Origin of the sequence: Streptomyces sp. WM4235, assembly GCF_001279725.1 — a bacterium.
Classification (GTDB): domain Bacteria; phylum Actinomycetota; class Actinomycetes; order Streptomycetales; family Streptomycetaceae; genus Streptomyces.
Window position 1 is genome coordinate 1 of record NZ_LGDE01000079.1, and the last position, 21,994, is coordinate 21,994.

General features: G+C 72.1%; 13 protein-coding genes and 1 tRNA gene. 2 read left to right on the forward strand and 12 right to left on the reverse strand.

Going from position 1 to position 21,994, the window contains the following annotated elements; all coding sequences use genetic code 11:
- Positions 1–121 precede the first annotated feature (121 nt).
- Entirely contained in the window at positions 122–1,714 is a 1,593-nt protein-coding gene (locus ADK55_RS08575; RefSeq protein WP_234349960.1) for a bifunctional 3'-5' exonuclease/DNA polymerase, read from the forward strand.
- 102 nt (positions 1,715–1,816) lie between these two features.
- Here the strand turns inward: ADK55_RS08575 and ADK55_RS08580 are convergent, their stop codons facing one another.
- From ADK55_RS08580 to bldG, 12 genes are all read right to left on the reverse strand, one after another.
- Positions 1,817–2,317: a GNAT family N-acetyltransferase gene (locus ADK55_RS08580; RefSeq protein WP_053676881.1), complete on the reverse strand. Its 501-nt coding sequence runs from the start codon at positions 2,315–2,317 to the stop codon at positions 1,817–1,819.
- 359 nt (positions 2,318–2,676) lie between these two features.
- Positions 2,677–2,750: transfer RNA gene (locus ADK55_RS08585), tRNA-Thr, on the reverse strand.
- 170 nt (positions 2,751–2,920) lie between these two features.
- Positions 2,921–4,507, reverse strand: a complete 1,587-nt coding sequence (locus ADK55_RS08590; protein WP_053676882.1) for an alpha/beta hydrolase — start codon at positions 4,505–4,507, stop codon at positions 2,921–2,923.
- Between the two features lie 209 nt (positions 4,508–4,716).
- Positions 4,717–5,928, reverse strand: a complete 1,212-nt coding sequence (locus ADK55_RS08595; RefSeq protein ID WP_053676969.1) for a DNA polymerase III subunit delta' — start codon at positions 5,926–5,928, stop codon at positions 4,717–4,719.
- Between the two features lie 163 nt (positions 5,929–6,091).
- A complete protein-coding gene (gene tmk / locus ADK55_RS08600; protein ID WP_053676883.1) occupies positions 6,092–9,313 on the reverse strand; it encodes a dTMP kinase in 3,222 nt (1,073 codons plus the stop codon).
- A gap of 180 nt (positions 9,314–9,493) precedes the next feature.
- The gene (topA, locus tag ADK55_RS08605) at positions 9,494–12,319 is read right to left on the reverse strand and encodes a type I DNA topoisomerase (RefSeq protein WP_053676884.1); all 2,826 of its coding nucleotides are present in this window, start codon (positions 12,317–12,319) and stop codon (positions 9,494–9,496) included.
- Between the two features lie 276 nt (positions 12,320–12,595).
- Positions 12,596–12,793: a hypothetical protein gene (locus tag ADK55_RS08610; protein ID WP_053676885.1), complete on the reverse strand. Its 198-nt coding sequence runs from the start codon at positions 12,791–12,793 to the stop codon at positions 12,596–12,598.
- Between the two features lie 170 nt (positions 12,794–12,963).
- A complete protein-coding gene (locus ADK55_RS08615) occupies positions 12,964–14,478 on the reverse strand; it encodes a DUF7059 domain-containing protein (RefSeq protein WP_053676886.1) in 1,515 nt (504 codons plus the stop codon).
- A 257-nt stretch (positions 14,479–14,735) separates the two neighbouring features.
- Entirely contained in the window at positions 14,736–15,299 is a 564-nt protein-coding gene (locus ADK55_RS08620; RefSeq protein ID WP_053676887.1) for a hypothetical protein, read from the reverse strand.
- A 197-nt stretch (positions 15,300–15,496) separates the two neighbouring features.
- On the reverse strand, positions 15,497–17,899 hold the full coding sequence (locus ADK55_RS08625; protein WP_053676888.1) for a sodium-translocating pyrophosphatase: 2,403 nt from the start codon (positions 17,897–17,899) through the stop codon (positions 15,497–15,499).
- Positions 17,900–18,453: 554 nt separating this feature from the next.
- The gene (locus tag ADK55_RS08630) at positions 18,454–18,894 is read right to left on the reverse strand and encodes an ATP-binding protein (RefSeq protein ID WP_053676889.1); all 441 of its coding nucleotides are present in this window, start codon (positions 18,892–18,894) and stop codon (positions 18,454–18,456) included.
- 125 nt (positions 18,895–19,019) lie between these two features.
- Complete coding sequence (gene bldG, locus ADK55_RS08635; RefSeq protein ID WP_008743037.1) at positions 19,020–19,361, reverse strand: anti-sigma factor antagonist BldG; 342 nt, start codon at positions 19,359–19,361, stop codon at positions 19,020–19,022.
- 81 nt (positions 19,362–19,442) lie between these two features.
- Here bldG and ADK55_RS08640 point away from each other — a divergent pair, with 81 nt between their 5' ends.
- Positions 19,443–21,896, forward strand: coding sequence for a DEAD/DEAH box helicase (locus tag ADK55_RS08640; RefSeq protein WP_078998651.1), 2,454 nt, complete (start codon positions 19,443–19,445; stop codon positions 21,894–21,896).
- Positions 21,897–21,994: the final 98 nt, after the last annotated feature.

A 21,994-nucleotide genomic window follows, 5' to 3' on the forward strand; every position in this document is an offset into this window, starting at 1 on the left:
GCCTCCAGGTCGGCGAGGGAGAGCACCCAGCCCTCGGGGTCGCTCTCGTGCGCGACCGCGTCCTCCGCCTCCAGCACCACCACGTGGGCGAGGCGGGGCCCTGACGGCCGGGGCGTCGGCGGTGCGCGCGCGGCAGGTCGCCGAGGCCGTACGGGCGGCGCCGGACGGCACCCGGTGGGTATGGCGGTCCACCGCCGCCGTGTATCCGCGCCTGCTCGCCGCCGGGGTCCGCATCGAGCGGTGCTACGACATCGAGAACGCCGAACTGCTGCTGCTCCGCCACGAGGGCCGCTTCGGCGAGCCCCGCTCGGCCGCCGCAGCCTGGGCCCGGCTGGAGGGCCGGCCCGTTCCGCCGGATCCCCCGCAGCGGGCCGCCGAACCCGGTGCCCAGGACTCCCTCTTCGACCCGCAGCCCGCCCCGGTCCCGCTGGACGCCCTGCTCGCCGTCCACGCCGACCAGGTGGAACGGCACGACGCCACCGCCCACCCCGACCGGATGCGGCTGCTCACCACGGCCGAGTCGGCCGCGTTCCTGGTGGCCGCCGAGATGCACCGCTCCGGGCTTCCCTGGCGGGCCGACACGCACCGCGCCCTGCTCACCGAGCTGCTCGGCGAGCGGTACGCGGGCAGCGGGCAGCCCCGCCGACTCGCCGAGCTGGCCGACGAGGTGTCGGCCGCGTTCGGTCGCCGGGTGCGCCCCGATCTGCCCGCCGACGTCATCAAGGCCTTCGCCGAGACCGGGATCAAGCTCAAGTCCACCCGCCGCTGGGAAATCCAGGAACTGGACCACCCGGCCGTGAAACCGCTGGTCGAGTTCAAGAAGCTGTACCGGATCCACACCGCCCACGGCTGGTCCTGGCTCGCGGACTGGGTCCACGACGGCCGCTTCCGCCCCGAGTTCATCCCCGGAGGCACCCTGACCGGCCGCTGGGTCACCAACGGCGGCGGAGCCCTGCAGATCCCCAAGGTGATCCGGCGTGCCGTCGTCGCGGACCCCGGCTGGCGGCTCGTCGTCGCGGACGCCGACCAGATGGAGCCCCGAGTGCTGGCCGCGATCTCCCGCGACCCGGCGTTCATGGAAGTCGCGGGCCGTCCCGAGGACCTCTACACGGCCATCTCCCGGCAGGGCTTCTCCGGGGACCGGGACATGGCCAAACTGGCCGTCCTCGGCGCGGTGTACGGGCAGACCTCGGGCGACGGCCTCAAGAACCTGGCCGCCCTCCGGCGCCGCTTCCCCCGGGCCGTGGCGTACGTGGACGACGCCGCCCGGGCCGGCGAGGAGGGGCGGCTCGTACGGACCTGGCTCGGCCGGACCTGCCCGCCTCCGGTCTCCGTCGCCGACACGGACCCGGACGGCGAGGCAGGCATGCCGCAGGACCGGGACGACGGCTGGACCCCGAGCTACGCCTCCACCAACACCCGCGCGCGCGGCCGGTTCACCCGGAACTTCGTCGTCCAGGGCAGTGCGGCGGATTGGGCGCTGCTGCTGCTCGCGGCGCTGCGGCAGTCCATCGCCGCCGCCGGAATGCGGGCCGAGCTGGTGTTCTTCCAGCACGACGAGGTCATCGTGCACTGCCCGGTGGAGGAGGCCGAGGCCGTCGCGGAGGCCATCCGCGCGGCCGGTGACCGGGCCGGGCGGATCGCCTTCGGCGACACGCCGGTCCGGTTCCCGTTCACCACGGCGGTCGTGGAGTGCTACGCCGACGCGAAGTGAGCGCCCCACGGCGATGTTTCACGTGAAACACGGCCGGCACGACGGGCGTTCGGGGCGTTGGCCGTTCGGGCCTTGCCGCTCGGGAGCGGGGGCGGGGGCGGGTCAGTCGAGGCCGTGGAAGTAGACGTGGAACGCGTCGCGTTCGAACCCTTCCGACTCGTACAGCCCCTGGGCGATGTGGTTGTCGTATGCGGTCTCCAGCTGTACGCCTGCGACCCCGGCCTCGGCCGCGCGGCGCAGGACCTCGCGCAGCAGCGCCCGGCCCGCGCCGGTACGCCGGCCGGCCGGGGCCACGTACAGGTCGTACAGGATCCAGATGGGCCGCATGGAGAGCGAGGAGAAGGTGCGGTACACCTGGGCGAAGCCGACCGTTCCGATCTCCGGGACATCGGCGAGCAGGACGAGCGACTCGTCCTTGCGGATGCGTTCGGCGAGGAAGGCGCGCGGCTGGTCGGGGTCCTCGACGGTCACCTCGTAGAAGTCCAGATAACCGCGGAACAACTCGGCGGCGATCGGGACGTCCGCCTCGCCCGCGACGCGCAGGACGACCCCGGCGCCTTCCTGCGGGGACCGGGTGGCGTGCTCCGCCGGCTGACCGTGCATGTCTGTTCTCCCTCGTCCGTTCCTCGCGGACGACCCTAGTCCGCGGGCGGCACACCCCACACGTGGTCGGAGCGGCGGAGATCAACCCGCGCCCCACCGGCCTCTGTACCGGCGCCCGGCGCTCCAACGGACCATGCGTACACGGCACGGCAGGCGTTGGGCACGCCACTCGCGCCCACGCAGCAGAAAGGGGGCCGCATGACCACGCGAAAGAAACCCACCGAGCAGAACGCTCCCCTCCGCTCCCGCGAGGGATGCTCACGCACGGGATCGCGGTCCCCAGCCGCCGCATGCGCCGCCCGCCCCCGGAAAAAGCAAAAGCCCCAGGTCACGGCGAGTGAGTCCTGAGGCTTCTACAGAGCCGCCTTCGGGATTCGAACCCGAGACCTACGCATTACGAGTGCGTTGCTCTGGCCAACTGAGCTAAGGCGGCACCGCTGGGAGACGAGAATTCCCCCGAAGGGACGCTCTCATCAGCAGCGGCGCCAAGTCTACAGGGTTAAACCGGGTGCCCTGAACCGGGTTGTCCGGGGCTCAGGAAACACCCACAAACCCGGCTGAAATGGTCACCCGCAGAAGGTCGATGTGCCGCGCGCGGGCCCGTCAGCACTTGGTGCCGTCCTTCGGTGCCTTGCCCTCCAGCAGGTACGTGTTGATCGCCGTGTCGATGCAGTCGCTGCCGCGTCCGTACGCCGTGTGCCCGTCGCCGTCGTACGTCAGGAGCGTGCCCGAGTCGAGCTGCCCCGCCAGGGACTGCGCCCACTTGTACGGGGTCGCCGGGTCCCTGGTGGTGCCCACCACCACGATCGGTGCGGCGCCCTTGGCTTCCAGCGCCCGCGCCGACCCGGTCGCCTTGACCGGCCAGTACGTGCAGTTCAGCGAGGCCCAGGCCAGCCCCGCGCCGAAGACCGGGGAGGCCTTCTCGAAGGAGGGCAGCGCCGCCTGGACCGCCTCCGGACCGGAGAAGGCAGGCGGCTGGTCGAGGCAGTTCACGGCGGCGTTGGCGAACATCAGGTTCGCGTACGTGCCGTCCGCCTCGCGCTCGTAGTAGCTGTCGGCGAGCGCCAGCAGGCCGGCCCCGTCGCCGTTCATCGCGGAGGTGAGCGCCTCGCGCAGTTGCGGCCACGCGCTCTCGTCGTACAGCGCGGCGATCACCCCGGTCGTCGCCAGCGACTCCCCGAGGGGGCGGGCCGGGTCTCCCGAGGGCACGGGCTGGGCGTCCAGCTTGCGGAAGAACTCGTTCAGCCGCTGCGCCACCGCGTCCGGGTCGCCCGAGCCGAGCGGGCACTCCGGCTGCTTCGCGCAGTCCTTGGCGAAGGACCGGAAGGCCGTCTCGAACCCGGCCGTCTGGTCCCGGTTGAGTTCGAGCGCGGGCCTGGACGGGTCCATGGCCCCGTCCAGGACCAGCCGGCCGACCCGGCCCGGGAAGAGGTCCGCGTACGTGGCCCCCAGGAACGTGCCGTACGAGGCCCCGACGTACGACAGCTTCTCGTCGCCCAGCGCCGCTCTGAGGATGTCCATGTCGCGTGCGGCGTCGACGGTGGAGACGTGCGGCAGGACCCGCTGCGAGCGCGTCTTGCAGCCCGCCGCGAACTTCTTGAACGCCGCCACCAGCAGGGCCTGCTCGGCCTTGTCGTCCGGCGTCTGGTCCACCTGGGTGAACCGGTCCATCTCCGGTCCGGACAGGCACTCGACGGGGCTGCTGCGCTCCACCCCGCGCGGGTCGAAGGACACCATGTCGTACCGGGCCCGCACGGCCGCCGGGTAGCCGATGCCCGCGTACGCCTGGAGGTACCCGATGCCCGACCCGCCGGGCCCGCCCGGATTGACGACGAGCGAACCGAGCCGCTTGCCCGGGCCGGTGGCCACGCGGCGGGCCACCGCGATGTCGATGGACTGCGCCGAACCGGGGGTGCCGGGGTTCGCGTAGTCCAGCGGTGCCTTCATGGTGGAGCACTGGAAACCGGGGACACCACAGTCGCGCCAGCTCAGCTTCTGCCCGTAGTACGGACGCAGCGCGGCCGGGACGGCCCCCGGCGCGGCCGTGCCGGCCGTGGATTTCGGCGTGTTCCCGGACGAGGACGCGGAGGCGCGGGTTCCCCCGGAACCCTCCGAAGTGCACCCGGCAAGCAGCAGCCCGGCGGCTGCGATCACGGTTCCGGTGGTGCGCAGCAGGCGACTGGTGTCCATGCGGCGAGCCTAAGGCCTGCCGGAGCACCCGGCCGGGCCCGCCGGTCCGGGCCGACCGACCGCCGCGCCGGGCACGGGCCACCGCCCGGCGCGGGCCGGGAGAGTCCCGGCGGCCGCGCAGGAACGCTCGTACGGGTGAACAGGTCAACGGACGGCGGACGACGAACGGCGGTCGACCAACACCCGCCGGCGCCGCCCGGCCTCGGGGGTCAGCCCGCGCGCAGCGCCATCGTCATGGCCTCGACGGCGAGCAGCGGGGCCACGTTCCGGTCGAGGGCCTCCCGGCAGCCGATGATCGCCTCGATGCGCCGCAGCGTGCGCTCCGGGCCCGAGTCCCGGGCGATCCGGTCCAGGTCGGCCCGTATCTCCTCATTGGCGATGGCGAGGCCCGAGCCGAGTTGGAGGGCCAGCACGTCCCGGTAGAAGCCGGTGAGGTCGGTGAGCGCCAGGTCGAGGCTGTCGCGCTGGGTACGGGTGCGGCGGCGCTTCTGCCGGTCCTCCAACTCCTTCATGACGCCCGCGGTCCCCCTCGGCATCCTGCTGCCCGCGCCCGCTCCGGCCCCGAGCGCGGCCCGCAGTTCCTCGGTCTCCTTGGTGTCGACCTCTTCGGCGAGGTACTTGGCGTCCTCGGCGGCGGCGTCGACGAGTTCTTGGGCGGCCTTGAGGCAGTCGCCCACGTCGTTCACCCGGAGCGGCAGTCTGAGCACGGCGTTGCGCCGTGATCGGGCGGCTTCGTCGGTGGCCAGTCGGCGGGCCCGGCCGATGTGGCCCTGCGTCGCACGGGCGGCCGCGGCGGCGAGGGCGGGCTCGATGCCGTCACGGCGCATCAGCACCTCGGCGACGGCGGCCACGGGTGGAGTGCGCAGGGTCAGGTGCCGGCAGCGGGAGCGGATGGTGGGCAGCACGTCCTCCAGGGAGGGCGCGCACAGCAGCCACACCGTCCGCGGGGCCGGTTCCTCCACGGCCTTGAGCAGGACGTTGCCGGCGCCTTCGGTGAGCCGGTCGGCGTCCTCCAGGACGATGACCTGCCAACGCCCGACGGCCGGCGACAACTGGGCCCGGCGGACCAGCGCCCGGGTCTCCTTCACACCGATGGAGAGGAGATCGGTACGGACGATCTCCACATCGGCGTGTGTCCCGATCACCGTGGTGTGGCAGCCGTCGCAGAAGCCGCAGCCCGGTTCCCCGCCGAGGGCGCGGTCGGGGCTGGTGCACTGGAGGGCCGCCGCGAAGGCGCGGGCCGCGGTGGCCCGCCCCGATCCCGGCGGGCCGGTGAACAGCCAGGCGTGGGTCATCCTGGACCCGGCGGGCAGCGGTGTCCCGTCCGACGTGGCCGTGACCTGCGCGTCGGCGTCACGGGCGGCGGCGGCGAGTTGCGTCTGCACGCGCTCCTGACCCACCAGGTCGTCCCATACGGGCATCCCGCCCACCACCTTTCACTGTCCGTGCGTACCTGTGCACATTCTGACGGACGGCACTGACACCGACGGCGCCCGCACCACCCGCACCTCCGGCGTCTCGCGCACCGTCAGCGCTGTCAGCGCCCACTCAGGCCGGGGCCGAGGGCCGAGGGCCGAGGCCCGCTCAGCGGCGGCGACCCCGGCGGTCCTCGTCGTCCTCGTCGTCCTTGCGCGAGCCCAGCAGTTCGTCCGCCAGGGTCGGCAGGTCGTCCATCGGGGTCGCCTCGGCCCAGTCCGACGGCGCCCGACGCGGCCGCCCCTCGTCGTCGACGACGGGAAGCTCGCGGGTCACGTCGTCCTCGCGGTCCGGGTTCGCGCCCCGGCCGCGGTGCCCCGACTCCCGGAAGATGTCCGAGGGCACCCGGTCGGCGGGGTTCTCCTGGGGTCGGCGGGCCGTCGGCCGGGAGGCGGACGGGGTCTGACCGGAGGACGCCGACGCCGATCGAGCGGGACCGTCGGCCGGGCCCGCGTCACGGACCGGCGGCAGCACCGAGGTCTCCGCGGCCGGGTCGACCTTCGGCACGGGCACCGTCTGGGTGACGTCGTCGGGCTGCACGAACCGCTTGACCACAGGGGTCTCCACCGTGATGGCGTCGTTCGGGTGCGGGTCCTTGCGCATCCCAACCTTCGGCGCGGGCGCCTCCGCCGGGGCGTCGGCGGGTGCGGGTGCCGGGGCGGGCGGCGGAGCGGCGGCGGCCTGGGCAGCCGCCCGAGCCGCCGAGGCGGCGGCCGAGGCCTCCGCCAACCGGCGTGCCTCCTCGGCCCTGAGCAGGGCTTCCTCGGCACGGCGCTGCTTCTCCAGCCGCCGGTCCTCGGCCTCGGCGCGCAGCCTGGCCTCCTCCTCCGCCTGGGCGCGCAGCCGCTCGGCCTCCGCCGCGCGGGCCTTCTCCTCGGCTTCCGCGCGCAGTCGCTCGATCTCGGCCCGGGCCCGGGCCTCCTCGGCGACGCGCCGCCGCTCCTCTTCCGCCTTGCGGACGGCCTCGGCCTCGGCGATCCGCCGGGCCTCCGCCGCCTCGGCCTCGGCCTTGACGCGGGCCTCCTCGGCCTCGCGGGCCTTGCGGGCCTCCGTCTCGACGCGCAACCGCTCTTCCTCGGCCTTGCGCGCCGCCTCTTCCTCCGCCTTGCGCTTCGCCTCGGCCTCGGCGAGCCGTCGGGCTTCCAGCTGCGCGGCGATCTCCTGCTCGGAGAGCGGCAGCATCCGGTCCAGGCGGTGCCGGACGACGGTGGTCACCGAGCCCGGGTCCTGGCCCGCGTCCACCACCAGGTAGCGCCCGGGGTCGGCCGCGGCCAGCGTCAGGAACCCGGAGCGCACGCGCCGGTGGAACTCCGCGGGCTCCGACTCCAGCCGGTCCGGCGCCTCGGTGAATCGCTCCCGGGCCGTCTCCGGCGACACGTCGAGCAGCACGGTCAGGTTCGGTACGAGTCCCCCCGTGGCCCAGCGGGAGATCCGGGCGATCTCGGTCGGGGACAGGTCGCGGCCGGCGCCCTGGTAGGCCACCGAGGAGTCGATGTAGCGGTCGGAGATGACCACGGCGCCCCGCTCCAGGGCGGGCCGGACCACGGTGTCCACGTGCTCGGCACGGTCGGCGGCGTACAGGAGCGCCTCCGCGCGGTTCGACAGCCCGGCCGAGGACACGTCCAGCAGGATCGAGCGCAGCCGCTTGCCGACCGGGGTGGCTCCCGGCTCGCGCGTGACGACGACCTCGTGGCCCTTGCCCCGTATCCAGTCGGCCAGCGCCTCCACCTGGGTGGACTTGCCGGCGCCGTCACCGCCTTCCAGGGCGATGAAGAAGCCGGTGGCGGAGGCGGCCTGGAGCGGTTCCCCACCGCGCAGTGCCTCGCGCAGGTCGCGGCGCAGCGGTACTCCGCTGCGGTCGTCCGCCTTGGTCAGCACCACCACGGCGACGGGCAGCAGCAGGGCGCCGACCAGCATCAGGGTGAAGGCCGCACCGCCGTGCGAGAAGACGACCTCGCCGCCGGTCAGCCGGTGCGGACCGATCGCGGCGGCCAGCAGCGGGGCGGCCACCGCCCCGACGGCCACGGCCACCCGCACGACGGCCTGGAGGTGCTCGGTGACCCGGGCCCGACGGAACTCCTCGGTCTCCTGGTCCAGCAGGGTGTGCGCGGTATTGGCGGCGGTACCGGCGGACGTGCCCGCGAGCAGGGCCAGGAACAGCCCGGTCGCCATGTCCGGGACCAGCCCGACGAGCAGCAGCGCGAGCCCGGTCACCGCTATGGCGAGGGCGAGCAGCCTGCGCCGCGACAGGGCGGGAAGGATCTTGCCGGCCTGGGTCGCGCGGATGCCGAGGCCGGTGCCACCGACCAGCGCGAGGACCAGCAGGGCGTACGAAGCGGGTCCGCCGCCCAGGTCGAAGCCGTGCAGTACGGATACGGAGGCTGCGGAGGCCACCGCTCCGGCGACGGCGGCGGAGGCCAGGACGAGCAGCGGGACGGCGCCCGTACGGCCCTTGTCGGGACGGTCGCCTGCCTTGGGGGCGCGCAGTCCCTCCAGCGGGGAGCGCGGGCGCGGGGTCTTCGTGCCGGGCAGCACCAGGGGGAGCAGCAGCGACACGGAAGCGGCGAACAGACCGGCGGCCACGTAGGACCCCAGGGCGGCCTGGTTCGCGGCGAACCATTCCACGCCGAGGCCGAGCGCACGGCCGACCAGCGTCGAGGCGAGCAGTGCGGCGGCCGCGACGGGCAGCGCCGCGAAGGCGGTGCGCAGGGTCAGGCGCCGCAGCGTGTCGAGGTGGTCCGGGAGCGGCCGTACGGTCGCCCCCTCCGGCGGCGGCGGGGGCAGCAGGGCCGGAGCCGCGCTGTCCTTGGCCAGCGTCCACAGTCGTTCGGCGGCCCCGGACACGAAGACGGTGGCCAGGAGCGCGGTCATGGCGTGCGCCGGGATCCAGTCCAGCCAGAGCGGGGCGACGACGAACAGTGCGATCCGCACCCCGTCGGCGCCGACCATCGTCCAGCGGCGGTCGAGCTTGCCCCCGGGGGCGGTCAGCTTGGCGAGCGGCCCGAGCAGCACGGCCCCGAAGAGCACGGTGGCCACGACCCGGACCCCGAACACGGCCGCGACGGCCAGGGCCGCTCCGCGGTATCCGTCCCCGAAGGTTTCCTCGGAGACCGCCGCCTGAAAGGCGAGCAACACCAGGACCAACAGGGCGAGGGCATCGCCGATGCCGCTCACCAACTGGGCACTCCACAAACGCCGCAGTCTGGGGGTGCGCAGCAGGGCACGCACCGCACGCTCGCGGGAGTCCGCGGCCAGGGCTTCGTCGTAGGTGGTGTTCTCGTCGGCGGTCTCGGTGTCGGTCACGACCGTCGGCTGCTCGGCTCGCGTCATCCGCCCAGCCTATCCGCTGTGCTTCGTGGCTGCGGAGGCCTGTGGACAACCCCGGGTGTGACCCCGCGCCCACCCCTCCACCCGGCCCCGCGCCCACCCCTCCGGGAGAACCCGAAGGGCCCCCGCGCAGCATGCGCGGGGGCCCTTCGACGACCGGCAGCCCCGGGCGGCCGGCCGCGGCTAGTCGTCCGACGCCGCCGGAGCGGTCGTCGCCTTCTTCGCCACCGTCTTCTTCGCGGCCGTCTTCTTGGTCGCCGTGGCCTTCTTCGCCGTCGTCGTCTTCTTGGCCGCCGTCTTCTTGGCGGTCGTCGTGGCCTTCTTGGCGGGCGCCTTCTTCGCCGGGGCCTTCTTGGCCGTCTTCTTCACCGGCCCCTTCGCCCGCTTCTCGGCGAGCAGTTCGTAGCCGCGCTCCGGCGTGATCGTCTCGACGTCGTCGTCCCGCCGCAGCGTCGCGTTCGTCTCGCCGTCCGTCACGTACGGACCGAAGCGGCCGTCCTTCACCACCACCGGCTTCTCGCTCACCGGGTCGGTGCCCAGTTCCTTGAGCGGGGGCTTGGCCGCGGCCCGTCCGCGCTGCTTCGGCTGCGCGTAGATGGCGAGCGCCTCGTCCAGCGTGATCGAGAACAGCTGGCCCTCGGTCTCCAGGGACCGCGAGTCCGTGCCCTTCTTCAGGTACGGGCCGTAGCGGCCGTTCTGGGCCGTGATCTCCACGCCCTCCGCGTCGGCTCCGACGACCCTGGGCAGGGACATCAGCTTGAGCGCCTCGTCCAGGGTGACCGTGTCCAGACTCATCGACTGGAACAGCGAGGCCGTCCGCGGCTTGACCGCGTTCTTGCCGGTCTTCGGCGTGCCCTCGGGCAGGATCTCCGTCACGTACGGCCCGTAGCGGCCGTCCTTCGCGACGATCTGGTTCCCGCTGACGGGGTCGGTGCCCAGCTCGAACTCGCCGCTCGGCTTCGCGAAGAGTTCCTCCGCGTACTCCACCGTCAGCTCGTCGGGAGCCATGTCGTCCGGGACGTCGGCCCGCTGGTGGCCCTCGGCGTCCTTCTCGCCGCGCTCCACGTACGGCCCGTAGCGGCCGACGCGCAGCACGATTCCCTCGCCGACGGGGAAGGAGGAGATCTCCCGGGCGTCGATGGCGCCGAGGTCCGTGACGAGTTCCTTGAGACCGCCGAGGTGGTCGCCGTCGGCCGGTACGACCTCGGACGCGTCCTCGGCGCCGAAGTAGAACCGCTTCAGCCACGGCACGGACTGGGCCTCGCCCCGCGCGATGCGGTCGAGGTCGTCCTCCATCTTCGCCGTGAAGTCGTAGTCGACGAGCCGGCCGAAGTGCGTCTCCAGCAGGTTGACCACGGCGAACGACAGGAAGGACGGCACGAGGGCCGTGCCCTTCTTGAAGACGTAGCCGCGGTCGAGGATGGTGCCGATGATCGACGCGTAGGTCGAGGGACGGCCGATCTCGCGCTCTTCCAGCTCCTTGACCAGCGAGGCCTCGGTGTACCGGGCCGGCGGCTTGGTCGAGTGGCCGTCCACCGTGATCTCCTCGGCCGACAGCGCGTCGCCCTCGGCGACCTGCGGCAGCCGCTTCTCACGGTCGTCGAGCTCGGCGTTCGGGTCGTCCGCGCCCTCGACGTAGGCCTTCATGAAGCCGTGGAAGGTGATCGTCTTGCCGGACGCGCTGAACTCGGCGTCACGGCCGTCGGCGGCGCGTCCACCGATCTTCACGGTCACGGAGTTTCCGACCGCGTCCTTCATCTGGGAGGCGACGGTCCGCTTCCAGATGAGTTCGTACAGACGGAACTGGTCGCCGGTCAGGCCGGTCTCGGCCGGAGTGCGGAAACGATCACCCGAGGGTCGGATCGCCTCGTGCGCCTCCTGCGCGTTCTTGACCTTGCCGGCGTACACGCGCGGCTTCTCCGGCAGGTAGTCGGCTCCGTAGAGCTGGGTGACCTGCGCCCGCGCCGCGTTCACCGCGGTGTCGGAGAGCGTCGTGGAGTCGGTACGCATATAGGTGATGAAGCCGTTCTCGTACAGCTTCTGTGCCACCTGCATCGTCGCCTTCGCACCGAAGCCGAGCTTGCGCGAGGCCTCCTGCTGGAGCGTCGTCGTGCGGAACGGGGCGTACGGGGAGCGACGGTACGGCTTCGACTCGACCGAGCGGACGGCGAACGAAGCGCTCTCCAGCGCGGTGGCGAGCGCCCGGGCGCCGGCCTCGTCGAGGTGCAGGACCTCGCTCTTGAGCTTGCCGTTCGAACCGAAGTCACGGCCCTGGGCGACGCGCTTGCCGTCGACCGTGTTCAGGCGGGCGACCAGCGTCGAGGGGTCGGAGGCGTCACCGGCCCGGCCGGTGCCGAAGGTGCCGGTCAAGTCCCAGTACTCGGCGGAACGGAAGGCGATGCGCTCGCGTTCCCGCTCGACGACGAGGCGGGTGGCCACCGACTGGACGCGGCCCGCCGACAGCTTCGGCATGACCTTCTTCCACAGGACCGGCGAGACCTCGTAGCCGTAGAGGCGGTCGAGGATGCGTCGGGTCTCCTGGGCGTCGACCATGCGCTGGTTGAGTTCGCGCGGGTTGGCGACGGCGTCGCGGATCGCGTCCTTGGTGATCTCGTGGAAGACCATCCGGTGGACGGGGACCTTGGGCTTGAGGACTTCCTGCAGGTGCCACGCGATGGCTTCGCCCTCGCGGTCCTCATCGGTGGCGAGGAAGAGTTCGTCGGACTCGGCCAGCAGCTCCTTGAGCTTCCTGACCTGGGCCTTCTTGTCCGCGTTGACGACGTAGATCGGCGCGAAGTCGTGTTCGACGTCCACGCCGAGGCGACGGACCTCGCCGGTGTACTTGTCGGGAACCTCGGCCGCGCCACTGGGGAGGTCGCGGATGTGCCCGACGCTCGCCTCGACGACGTATCCCGGGCCGAGGTAGCCCTTGATCGTCTTCGCCTTGGCAGGGGACTCGACGATGACGAGTCGGCGGCCGCCCTTTGCGGTCTCGCTAGTCGGGGACAACTTGGCTCTTCTCTCCGGTCGGCACTCGGTCGCGGTACGGCGACGCTGCGGAGTGTGACGGTACAACCCGCACCCGTGTCAAACGGCACAAGCCCGCAACGGCCACTCGAACGGTAACCCGACAAGTGCCGTTTCTGCCGCCCGGATGCCACGGCGGACCCCTCACGGTCACCGGCCAGAGTGGCCTGGGGGCCGTCTGGCCCCGGCCCGCGCACCACCGCCGGCCCTTGCGACGTCGGGTTTCCCACTCGGGGAACATCTTCCGGGACGGCCGCCTCAGAACCGGTGGAGGCACCAGACGCCGAGGGCCAGCGAGCCGGCTCCGGACAGGAGCGCGAGGGGCACGGCGACGGCGGGGCGTACGCCCTCGGCCACCGGCGCACGGTGCAGCGCACGCGCTCCCGTCCAGCCGAGCAGAGCGGCTCCGAACAGCAGGAACACGAGCGCGGAGAAGATCGCCGGACCGCGTTCCATGCCGTTCCCCCCTTGCTTCCGGGCCGCTCGGGGATCCCCCCGGATCCCACTTCCCGGGAGCCTGCCGGCCGAGGAGGTACGGCAGGCGAACCCAGGGTTACATCACGGCTTCGACATCGACGCCGCCGCCCGGTCGCGCGCGCCGCGTGCCGGCCACGCCCGCCCCGGGCCTACGGCGCGGGATCGCGCAGGGGATCCAGGAAGCCCTGCTCCACCAGCATCCGGATCGCCTCCGGGGTCCGGTCCCGCAGCACCACCGGGTCCTCCTGCATCAGCTGGGCGATGGCGTCCAGAATCCGGCCCGCGCTGAGTGAGCCGTCACACACTCCGGCGAACCCGGCCCCGACGGTGTCCACCTTCGTGGCCCGGCGCATTCCGCGGTTCTGCCGGAGCACGACATGCTCGGGGTCCTCCGCTCCGGGCGCGCCGACCTGCTCCTGGACGATCTCCTCGGCCAGGACGAAGTACCCCGACAGCAGCGCCGCGTCGTCGTGTTCGCGCAGGTAGTCCTGGCGGGCGAAATGCGCCAGGACGGCCTCGCCCAGCGGCTGCTCCACCGAGTGCGGCCATTCCTCGACCACGATCGACGGCTCGGCCGCGTCCGTACGGCGCAGCGTGATCCAGCCGAAGCCGACCGCCTTGGTCTTGCGGGCCTCGAACTCGTCCAGCCAGTCCGCGTAGCGGCGCTCGTACTCGGCGGGATCGCTGCGGTGGTCGCCCGCGTCCCTCAGCCACAGTTCCGCGTACTGCGTCACGTCCTGCACGTCGCGCTGCACGATCCACGCGTCGCAGCCGCGCGGCACCCAGGAGCGGAGCCGGTCGTGCCAGTCCTCGCCCTCGACGTGCTGCCAGTTGCCGAGGAACTGCGCGTACCCGCCCGGGTTCAGGTGCTCGCCGGCCTGCTGGACCAGGGTCCGGCACAGGTCGTCTCCGCCCATGCCGCCGTCGCGGTACGTGAGGCGGGCGCCGGGGGAGATCACGAAGGGCGGGTTCGACACGATCAGGTCGTAGGTGGTGTCGCCGACCGGCTCGAAGAGGGAACCGGCGAGCAGTTCGGCCTCGGCCTCCCCGGACAACGCCAACGTCAAACGGGTGAACTCCAGGGCCCTCGGGTTGACATCGGTGGCCGTGACCCGTGTCGCGTGCCGGGTCGCGTGCAGGGCCTGGATGCCCGATCCGGTGCCGACGTCGAGCGCCGAGCCCACGGGGACGCGGACGGTGATTCCGGCCAAAGTCGTGGAGGCGCCACCCACTCCCAGCACCACTCCCTCCTCACGACGGCCGATGCCGCCGGCCCCGCCCACGGCGCAACCCAGGTCGGAGACGATGAACCAGTCCTCGCCGTCCGGTCCGCCGTACGGGCGCACGTCGACGGTGGCGTACACCTCGTCGCCCTCCCGCCGCAGCCACCCGTCCTCCAGCGCCGCGTCGACGGGCAGCGCCGCGCGGGCGTGTCCGTACGGCACGGGCTGCCGGAGCAGGAACAGCCGGACCAGGCCGGCGAGCGGGTCGTCCGCGCGGCCCCGGGTGGCGCGCAGGGCGGGGACGGTCTCGCTGCGGGCCAACGCGGCGTAGGCGGGGGCGCCGAGCAGGTCGAGCAGCCCGTCGGCGGTGAAGCCGGCGGCCAGCAGGGCGGCGCGGAGCGCGGCGGCACGGTCGGGCGAGGGAAGGCTGGTGGTACTCACGCGTCCATTGTGGCCGCTGCCCCCGGCAATCGCGGCGGCCCACCCCGGGCATTCGGTGCGCACCACGCGCCCGGACCCCGATCGGGCAGCCCCGGACCGCGATCAGGCCGCGATCGGGACGATCAGGGGCGGAACAGGGCGGGAAACACCGACGGGGCGGGCGGTGTCCGTCGAGGACCCCGCCCGCCCCGGTCGACGTGCGTCCGCGCACGCGACGGCGGCGGGGCGGGGTCACCCACCGGCCCGCCGCCTCCGCGCTAACCGGCCGTCGTCGTCTGGACCTGGCAGCCCGGCTGACCGTTCATCGCCTTGTCCAGGCCTCCCGTCTTCAGCTTGTCCAGGGCTTGCTTGCCGCCCTGGGTCGCCGCCTCCAGTCCACCGGCCACCTCCTTGAGGCCCTCGGCGAACTTCGTCTGGTCCTTGACGTCGAGGGCGTCCATCTTCACCTTGAGGTCGGCGTAGCCCTTGGAGGTCGCCGCGAAGCCCTGGACAGCGGCGTTCTGCGTCTCCTCGCCGCCCTTGACCGGCGGAACTCCCGCTCCGGTCAGAGCGGTCCCCATGGACTTGTACGCCTCGGACATGACCTGGAACGCCGCCGAGTCGGTCTGTTGGACCTCCTCCGGCTTGCTGCTCTCCGTGGCCACGCGCTTGATGTCGACGTTGGAACTTTCGATCTTCTTGAGTTGGGGTCCCCACGCGTCACAGACCTTCTTGGCCCACGCGTCGGTCTTCTTCTGCCCGTCGTCCTCGCCGCCGCATCCGGACAGCACGAGCATCAGCACCGCACCGCCGGACACTGCGGCCGCAAACTTCTTGTTCACCGGATTGGTCCCTTCGAAGACTCTCGGCCCGGAAGATACACGCCCACCCTGGGCGGACACGGAAAGGCGGACGGGCGGCGCGTCAGTCCGCGCCGCCCGTCCGCCTTTCGGGCGTACCCCCGAACCCCGTGCGGAACAGGGCCGCAGGCCGTTCGGGGCACCGGCCGGGAGCCGCTCGGGCCCCGGCACGGAGAGGGTCAGGAAACCACCGCGGGATCTGTGGGCTGCGCCACTCGCTCGGCCGCGCCGCCCTCACCCTCGTCACCCACGGCGATGCCGCGCCGCTTGGACACGTACACCGCGCCGATGATGACGGCGATGGCCAGGACCGCGACGACCGCCCGCACGGTCGGGCTGGTGTCGTCGCCGTAGCTGAACTGCACGATGGCCGGGGCGATCAGCAGGGCCACCAGGTTCATCACCTTGAGCAGCGGGTTGATGGCCGGGCCGGCGGTGTCCTTGAACGGGTCGCCGACGGTGTCGCCGATGACGACAGCGGCGTGGGCCTCGCTGCCCTTGCCTCCGTGATGGCCGTCCTCGACGAGCTTCTTCGCGTTGTCCCAGGCGCCGCCGGAGTTGGCGAGGAAGACCGCCATCAGGGTGCCGGTGCCGATGGCGCCCGCGAGGAACGAGCCGAGCGCGCCGACACCGAGCGAGAAGCCCACCGCGATCGGGGTGAGCACGGCGAGCAGGCCGGGCGTGGCGAGTTCGCGCAGCGCGTCCTTGGTGCAGATGTCCACGACGCGCCCGTACTCGGGCTTCTCGGTGTAGTCCATGATCCCGGGGTGCTCGCGGAACTGCCGGCGCACCTCGTAGACGACGGCGCCCGCGGAGCGGGAGACGGCGTTGATGGCGAGTCCGGAGAACAGGAACACGACGGCCGCGCCCAGGATCAGGCCGACCAGGTTGTTGGGCTGCGCGATGTCGAGGCTGAGGTTCATCTCCCCGGCCTTGGCACCGACTTGCTTGACCGCGGTGGCGATGGCGTCGTTGTACGAGCCGAAGAGCGCGGCGGCGGCGAGCACCGCGGTGGCGATCGCGATGCCCTTGGTGATGGCCTTGGTGGTGTTGCCGACGGCGTCCAGGTCGGTCAGGACCTGCGCGCCGGCGCCTTCGACGTCGCCGGACATCTCGGCGATGCCCTGCGCGTTGTCCGACACCGGACCGAAGGTGTCCATGGCGACGATGACGCCGACGGTGGTCAGCAGGCCGGTACCGGCCAGGGCCACCGCGAAGAGCGCCAGCATGATCGAGGTGCCGCCGAGCAGGAAGGCCCCGTACACGCCGAGGCCGATGAGCAGCGCGGTGTAGACGGCGGACTCCAGGCCCACCGAGATCCCGGCGAGGACGACGGTGGCCGCGCCGGTCAGCGAGGACTTGCCGATGTCCCGTACGGGGCGCCGGCTGGTCTCGGTGAAGTAGCCGGTCAGTTGCTGGATCAGGGCGGCGAGCACGATGCCGATGGCGACGGCGACGACGGCCAGGATCCGCGGGTCACCGGAGTGGTTGAGGATCGCCGGGTCCTCGACGCCGACGAGCTCCTTGTAGGTGGCCGGCAGGTACGCGTAGACGGCGATCCCGACGAGCACCAGGGAGATCGCGGCGGAGATGAAGAAGCCGCGGTTGATGGCGGTCATCCCGCTGCGGTCGGATCGGCGCGGGGACACCGCGAAGATGCCGATCATGGCGGTGACGACGCCGATGGCGGGGACGATCAGCGGGAACGCCAGGCCCAGGTCGCCGAAGGCGACCTTGCCGAGGATCAGCGCGGCCACGAGGGTGACGGCGTAGGACTCGAAGAGGTCGGCCGCCATGCCGGCGCAGTCGCCGACGTTGTCGCCCACGTTGTCGGCGATGGTCGCGGCATTGCGGGGGTCGTCCTCCGGAATGCCCTGCTCGACCTTGCCGACCAGGTCGGCGCCGACGTCGGCGGCCTTGGTGAAGATGCCGCCGCCGACACGCATGAACATGGCGATCAGTGCGGCGCCGAGCCCGAAGCCCTCCAGGACCTTGGGGGCGTCGGCGGCGTAGACGAGCACGACGCAGGAGGCGCCGAGCAGGCCGAGGCCGACGGTGAACATGCCGACCACGCCACCGGTGCGGAAGGCGATCCTCATGGCCTTGTGGGCCACTTCGGTCAGGTCCTTGGCGGGTTCGCCCTCGGCGGGGGTCGCCTCCCGGGCGGCGGCGGCCACGCGGACGTTCGCGCGGACCGCGAGGCGCATGCCGATGTAGCCGGTGGCGGCCGAGAAGAGCGCGCCGACGAGGAAGAAGGCGGAGCGGCCCGCCCGCTGCGACCAGTCGTCGGCGGGGAGCAGGAAGAGCAGGAAGAACACCACGACGGCGAAGACGCCGAGGGTGCGCAGTTGCCGTCCGAGGTAGGCGTTGGCGCCTTCCTGAACGGCGGCGGCGATCTCCTTCATGCCGGTGGTGCCCTCGTCGGCGGCGAGCACCTGGCGGACCAGGATCTGCGCGACGACGAGTGCGAGAAGTGCGACCGCTGCAATCACGATCACGATGAGCCGATTGTCATCGGTGAGTACTGCGGCGGCCAGATCGGAGTTGCCGATCGGCGCGTTGGGGGTGAAGAGCCCCGTCATTCGTCCTCCTTGACGTGATGAGCTCAAGATGTGGACGGATTGTAGGGAGCGCGACCTGATCAAAACAGTGGGCGGGAAACGTAATTGGCCTGCTCTTGCTCCTCAGCAATGGATCACGTCACTCCATTACCCTCGAAAGTAGTAATGGGGCAAAGGCATTGACGCATGGCCATCGATCCGGGAATTCGCGCCCGGACAGCAGAAAAGGCCCCACGGAGCAGGGCCTTCGAAGATCGGACGATGTGAAAGTAGTCCCGTCAGGGGGCGTCCATACGACGCATACCGTTCGTCCGGCACGCGACGCGGTACGGACCCACCCGTCGGACGCGACGCGACGGGGAGAGGGGAGACGTGCGCGATCCGGCGCCCGGCAGGTCCATGGCATGCAGGACCCCGGCATACGGGCGGGTGCGACGTCAGTGCAGACCGGGACCGGGCAGCGAGGCAGATCCGGCAGGCGGATCCGGCACCAGGGCACCTTGAAGATCCGATGCGCCGGCCGAAAATCGACCCCGAAGGGGCCGTTCCGGTGACAGAGGTCCTGACAAGGACCCCTACGGGAGTGCGGAAACCTTCGCCACGGGCCAGCTCATCCTGATGGTGCCGCCCGCTTCGCCACTGGTCACCTCGACGTCGTCGACGAGCCCACTGATCACGGCGAGGCCCATTTCGTCCTCACCCTCGTTGTCCGGGTCCAAGGCGGCCGCGATGCCCGACACGGCCTCGGCGGAACCGCCGGCCGGACCGGGAACGTCGTCGCCGACCTCGATGGAGAAAACTTTCTCCTCCTCGGTCAGGACGACCCGGACGGGACCGGTCAGTCCGTTGTTGCGGTGCAGCCCGACGGCACGCGAGCAGGCCTCACCCACGGCGAGGCGAACCTCGTCGAGGACGGCTTCCTCCACCCCGGCCCGGCGCGCCACGGCGGCCGCGACCAGGCGGGCCGTCCGGACGTGTTCGGGCTGGGCGCTGAAGCGCAGTTCAACGGTGGCCATGCGCGTCCCCCTCGGACTCTGGGCGCGGACCAACGGGCGCGCCTTGACAGGGGCCCGGACCGACCATGGTCCGGTACCCCCCGCTCCTCGTCGGCTCCTGACGGCGTTTCGGCCGCCGGAAACCGTCAGTCGGTGGCGTTGACGGCGTCTTCCACGGTCGTGTGGATCGGGAACACCTTGGTCAGACCGGTGATACGGAAGATCTTCAGGATGCGCTCCTGGTTGCAGACCAGACGCAGCGAGCCCTCGTGCGCACGAACACGCTTGAGGCCTCCCACGAGCACACCGAGGCCGGTGGAGTCAAGGAAGTCCACTCGCTCCATGTCGACAACCAAGTGGTAGCTGCCGTCGTTCACCAACTCCACCAACTGCTCGCGCAGCTTGGGCGCGGTATACACATCAATCTCGCCACCGACCTCTACGACCGTGCGGTCGCCGACAGTGCGAGTCGACAGGGACAGGTCCACGGATCCTCCAGCACCTTGCTATCGAGCGGCGCCCCCCAGGGGCCTCCCCATCCGAAGGTAGGAGAGGGATCGGCTGCCGCGATGGCATTCAATCACTTACCGGCAGGCGCGCACGACGCCTTGGGTCCATTGTCCCGCACGCCGGTGACACACTCGGTTCCAATGGCCAATACTCACCGTCCCGGTCGGCCCACGGCAGCCGCGGACTCTCGACCCACTCCGAGCACGGTCCTGGACCGGCTGGCACGGGGGCCTTCTCGAGCTGCGCGCATCACCCATACGGAGCACTTGCCCCCTCGGGCGGGTCGTCATGCGGTCTGGCCCGACCGCATCCGAACTGATGTCGTGGCCGCCATTCAGGCCGCCGGAATCGAACATCCGTGGGAACACCAGGCCGCGGCGGCCGAGCACGCCCTCGACGGCACGTCCGTGGTCGTGGCCACCGGTACCGCCTCGGGCAAGTCCCTGGCCTACCTGGCCCCCGTGCTCTCCGCCCTCGCGGACGGTGCCGAGGCCCCCAACGGCCGGGGCGCGACCGCCCTGTACCTGGCCCCCACCAAGGCCCTGGCGGCCGACCAGCGGCGCGCCGTACGGGAGCTGGCGAGCCCGCTGGGCAACGCGATCCGGCCCGCCGTCTACGACGGGGACACACCCGTCGAGGAACGCGAGTGGGTGCGCCAGTACGCGAACTACGTGCTCACCAACCCCGACATGCTGCACCGCGGGATCCTCCCCGCCCATCCGCGCTGGTCCTCGTTCCTGAAGGCGCTGCGCTACGTCGTGATCGACGAGTGCCACAGCTACCGGGGGGTATTCGGCTCCCACGTGGCCCAGGTACTGCGCCGATTGCGGCGGCTGTGCGCCCGTTACGGCTCGGAACCCGTCTTCCTGCTGGCCTCCGCGACCTCCAGCGACCCGGCGACCTCCGCGTCCCGGCTGACCGGCCTGAAGGTCGTGGAGGTCGCCGACGACGCCTCTCCGCGCGGCGAGGTGGTCTTCGCCCTGTGGGAGCCCCCGCTGACCGACATGAAGGGCGAGAAGGGCGCTCCCGTACGCCGTACCGCCACCGCCGAGACCGCCGACCTGCTGACCGACCTGGTGGTCCAGGGGGTCCGCACGGTGGCCTTCGTGCGATCACGGCGCGGCGCCGAGCTGATCGCCGTGATCGCCCAGGAGCGGCTCGCCGAGGTGGACCGGTCCTTGCCGCGACGGGTGGCCGCGTACCGGGGCGGTTACCTGCCCGAGGAGCGGCGCGCCCTGGAGCGGGCCCTGCACTCCGGGCAACTGCTGGGACTCGCCGCCACCACCGCCCTGGAACTCGGCGTGGACGTCTCCGGCCTGGACGCGGTGCTGATCACCGGCTATCCGGGGACGCGGGCCTCCCTGTGGCAGCAGGCCGGGCGGGCCGGCCGCTCGGGGCAGGGCGCCCTGGCCGTCCTGGTGGCCCGTGACGACCCGCTGGACACCTACCTGGTCCACCACCCCGAGGCGCTGTTCCGGCAGCCCGTGGAGGCCACTGTGCTGGATCCGGACAACCCGTACGTGCTCGCCCCGCACCTGTGCGCGGCAGCCGCCGAGCTCCCGCTGACCGAGGCGGACCTTGAACTCTTCGGACCGGCGACCGGCGGCCTCCTCCCGCAGCTGGAGGCGGCGAAGCTGCTGCGCCGCCGGGCCACGGCCTGGCACTGGACCCGACGGGAACGCGCCTCGGACCTGACCGACATCCGGGGTGGCGGGGGCCGTCCCGTACAGATCGTGGAGGCGGCCACCGGCCGGCTGCTCGGCACCGTCGACGAGTCGGCCTCCCACACCGCCGTCCACGACGGGGCCGTTCATCTCCACCAGGGCCGCACCTACCTGGTGAAACACCTCGACCTGGAGGACTCGGTCGCGCTGGTGGAGCAGGCCGATCCGCCGTTCTCCACCACCGCGCGCGACACCACGTCCATCGCCGTGCTGGAGACCGAGAGCGAGATCCCGTGGGGCCAGGGCAGGCTCTGCTTCGGCTCCGTCGAGGTCACCAACCAGGTCGTCTCCTACCTGCGGCGCAAGCTGATCTCCGGCGAGGTGCTCGGCGAGGCCAAGCTCGACCTGCCGCCGCGCACCCTGCGCACCCGGGCCGTCTGGTGGACGGTCACCGAGGACCAGCTCGACGAGGCCCGGATCAACCCGGAGATCCTCGGCGGCGCCCTGCACGCCGCCGAACACGCCTCCATCGGCCTGCTCCCGCTGTTCGCCACCTGCGACCGCTGGGACATCGGCGGGGTCTCCGTCCCCCTGCACCCCGACACCCTGCTGCCCACGGTGTTCGTCTACGACGGCCACCCCGGCGGCGCCGGGTTCGCGGAACGCGCCTTCGACACGGCCCGCACGTGGCTGACGGCCACCCGCGACGCCATCGCGGCCTGCGAATGCGAGGCGGGCTGCCCCTCCTGCATCCAGTCGCCCAAGTGCGGCAACGGCAACGACCCCCTCCACAAACGCGGCGCCATCCGCCTGCTGACCCGTCTGCTCGCCGACGCCCCGGAGAACTGAACCGGCACACGCGTCCCGGCCAGGGCCCCGCCGGACGAAGCGCACCGAGAGAGACCCGGCAAAGCAGCCCGAGGCGGGCGGGGCCGGGCGGGGCCGGG

Coding starts and splice junctions, on each gene's coding strand:
- ADK55_RS08590 (WP_053676882.1), bottom strand. CDS start 4,507: ATGGACACCAGTCGCCTGCTGCGCACCACCGGAACCGTGATCGCAGCC.
- ADK55_RS08595 (WP_053676969.1), bottom strand. CDS start 5,928: ATGCCCGTATGGGACGACCTGGTGGGTCAGGAGCGCGTGCAGACGCAA.
- ADK55_RS08610 (WP_053676885.1), bottom strand. CDS start 12,793: ATGGAACGCGGTCCGGCGATCTTCTCCGCGCTCGTGTTCCTGCTGTTC.
- tmk (WP_053676883.1), bottom strand. CDS start 9,313: ATGACGCGAGCCGAGCAGCCGACGGTCGTGACCGACACCGAGACCGCC.
- ADK55_RS08640 (WP_078998651.1), top strand. CDS start 19,443: ATGGCATTCAATCACTTACCGGCAGGCGCGCACGACGCCTTGGGTCCA.
- ADK55_RS08625 (WP_053676888.1), bottom strand. CDS start 17,899: ATGACGGGGCTCTTCACCCCCAACGCGCCGATCGGCAACTCCGATCTG.
- ADK55_RS08580 (WP_053676881.1), bottom strand. CDS start 2,317: ATGCACGGTCAGCCGGCGGAGCACGCCACCCGGTCCCCGCAGGAAGGC.
- ADK55_RS08630 (WP_053676889.1), bottom strand. CDS start 18,894: ATGGCCACCGTTGAACTGCGCTTCAGCGCCCAGCCCGAACACGTCCGG.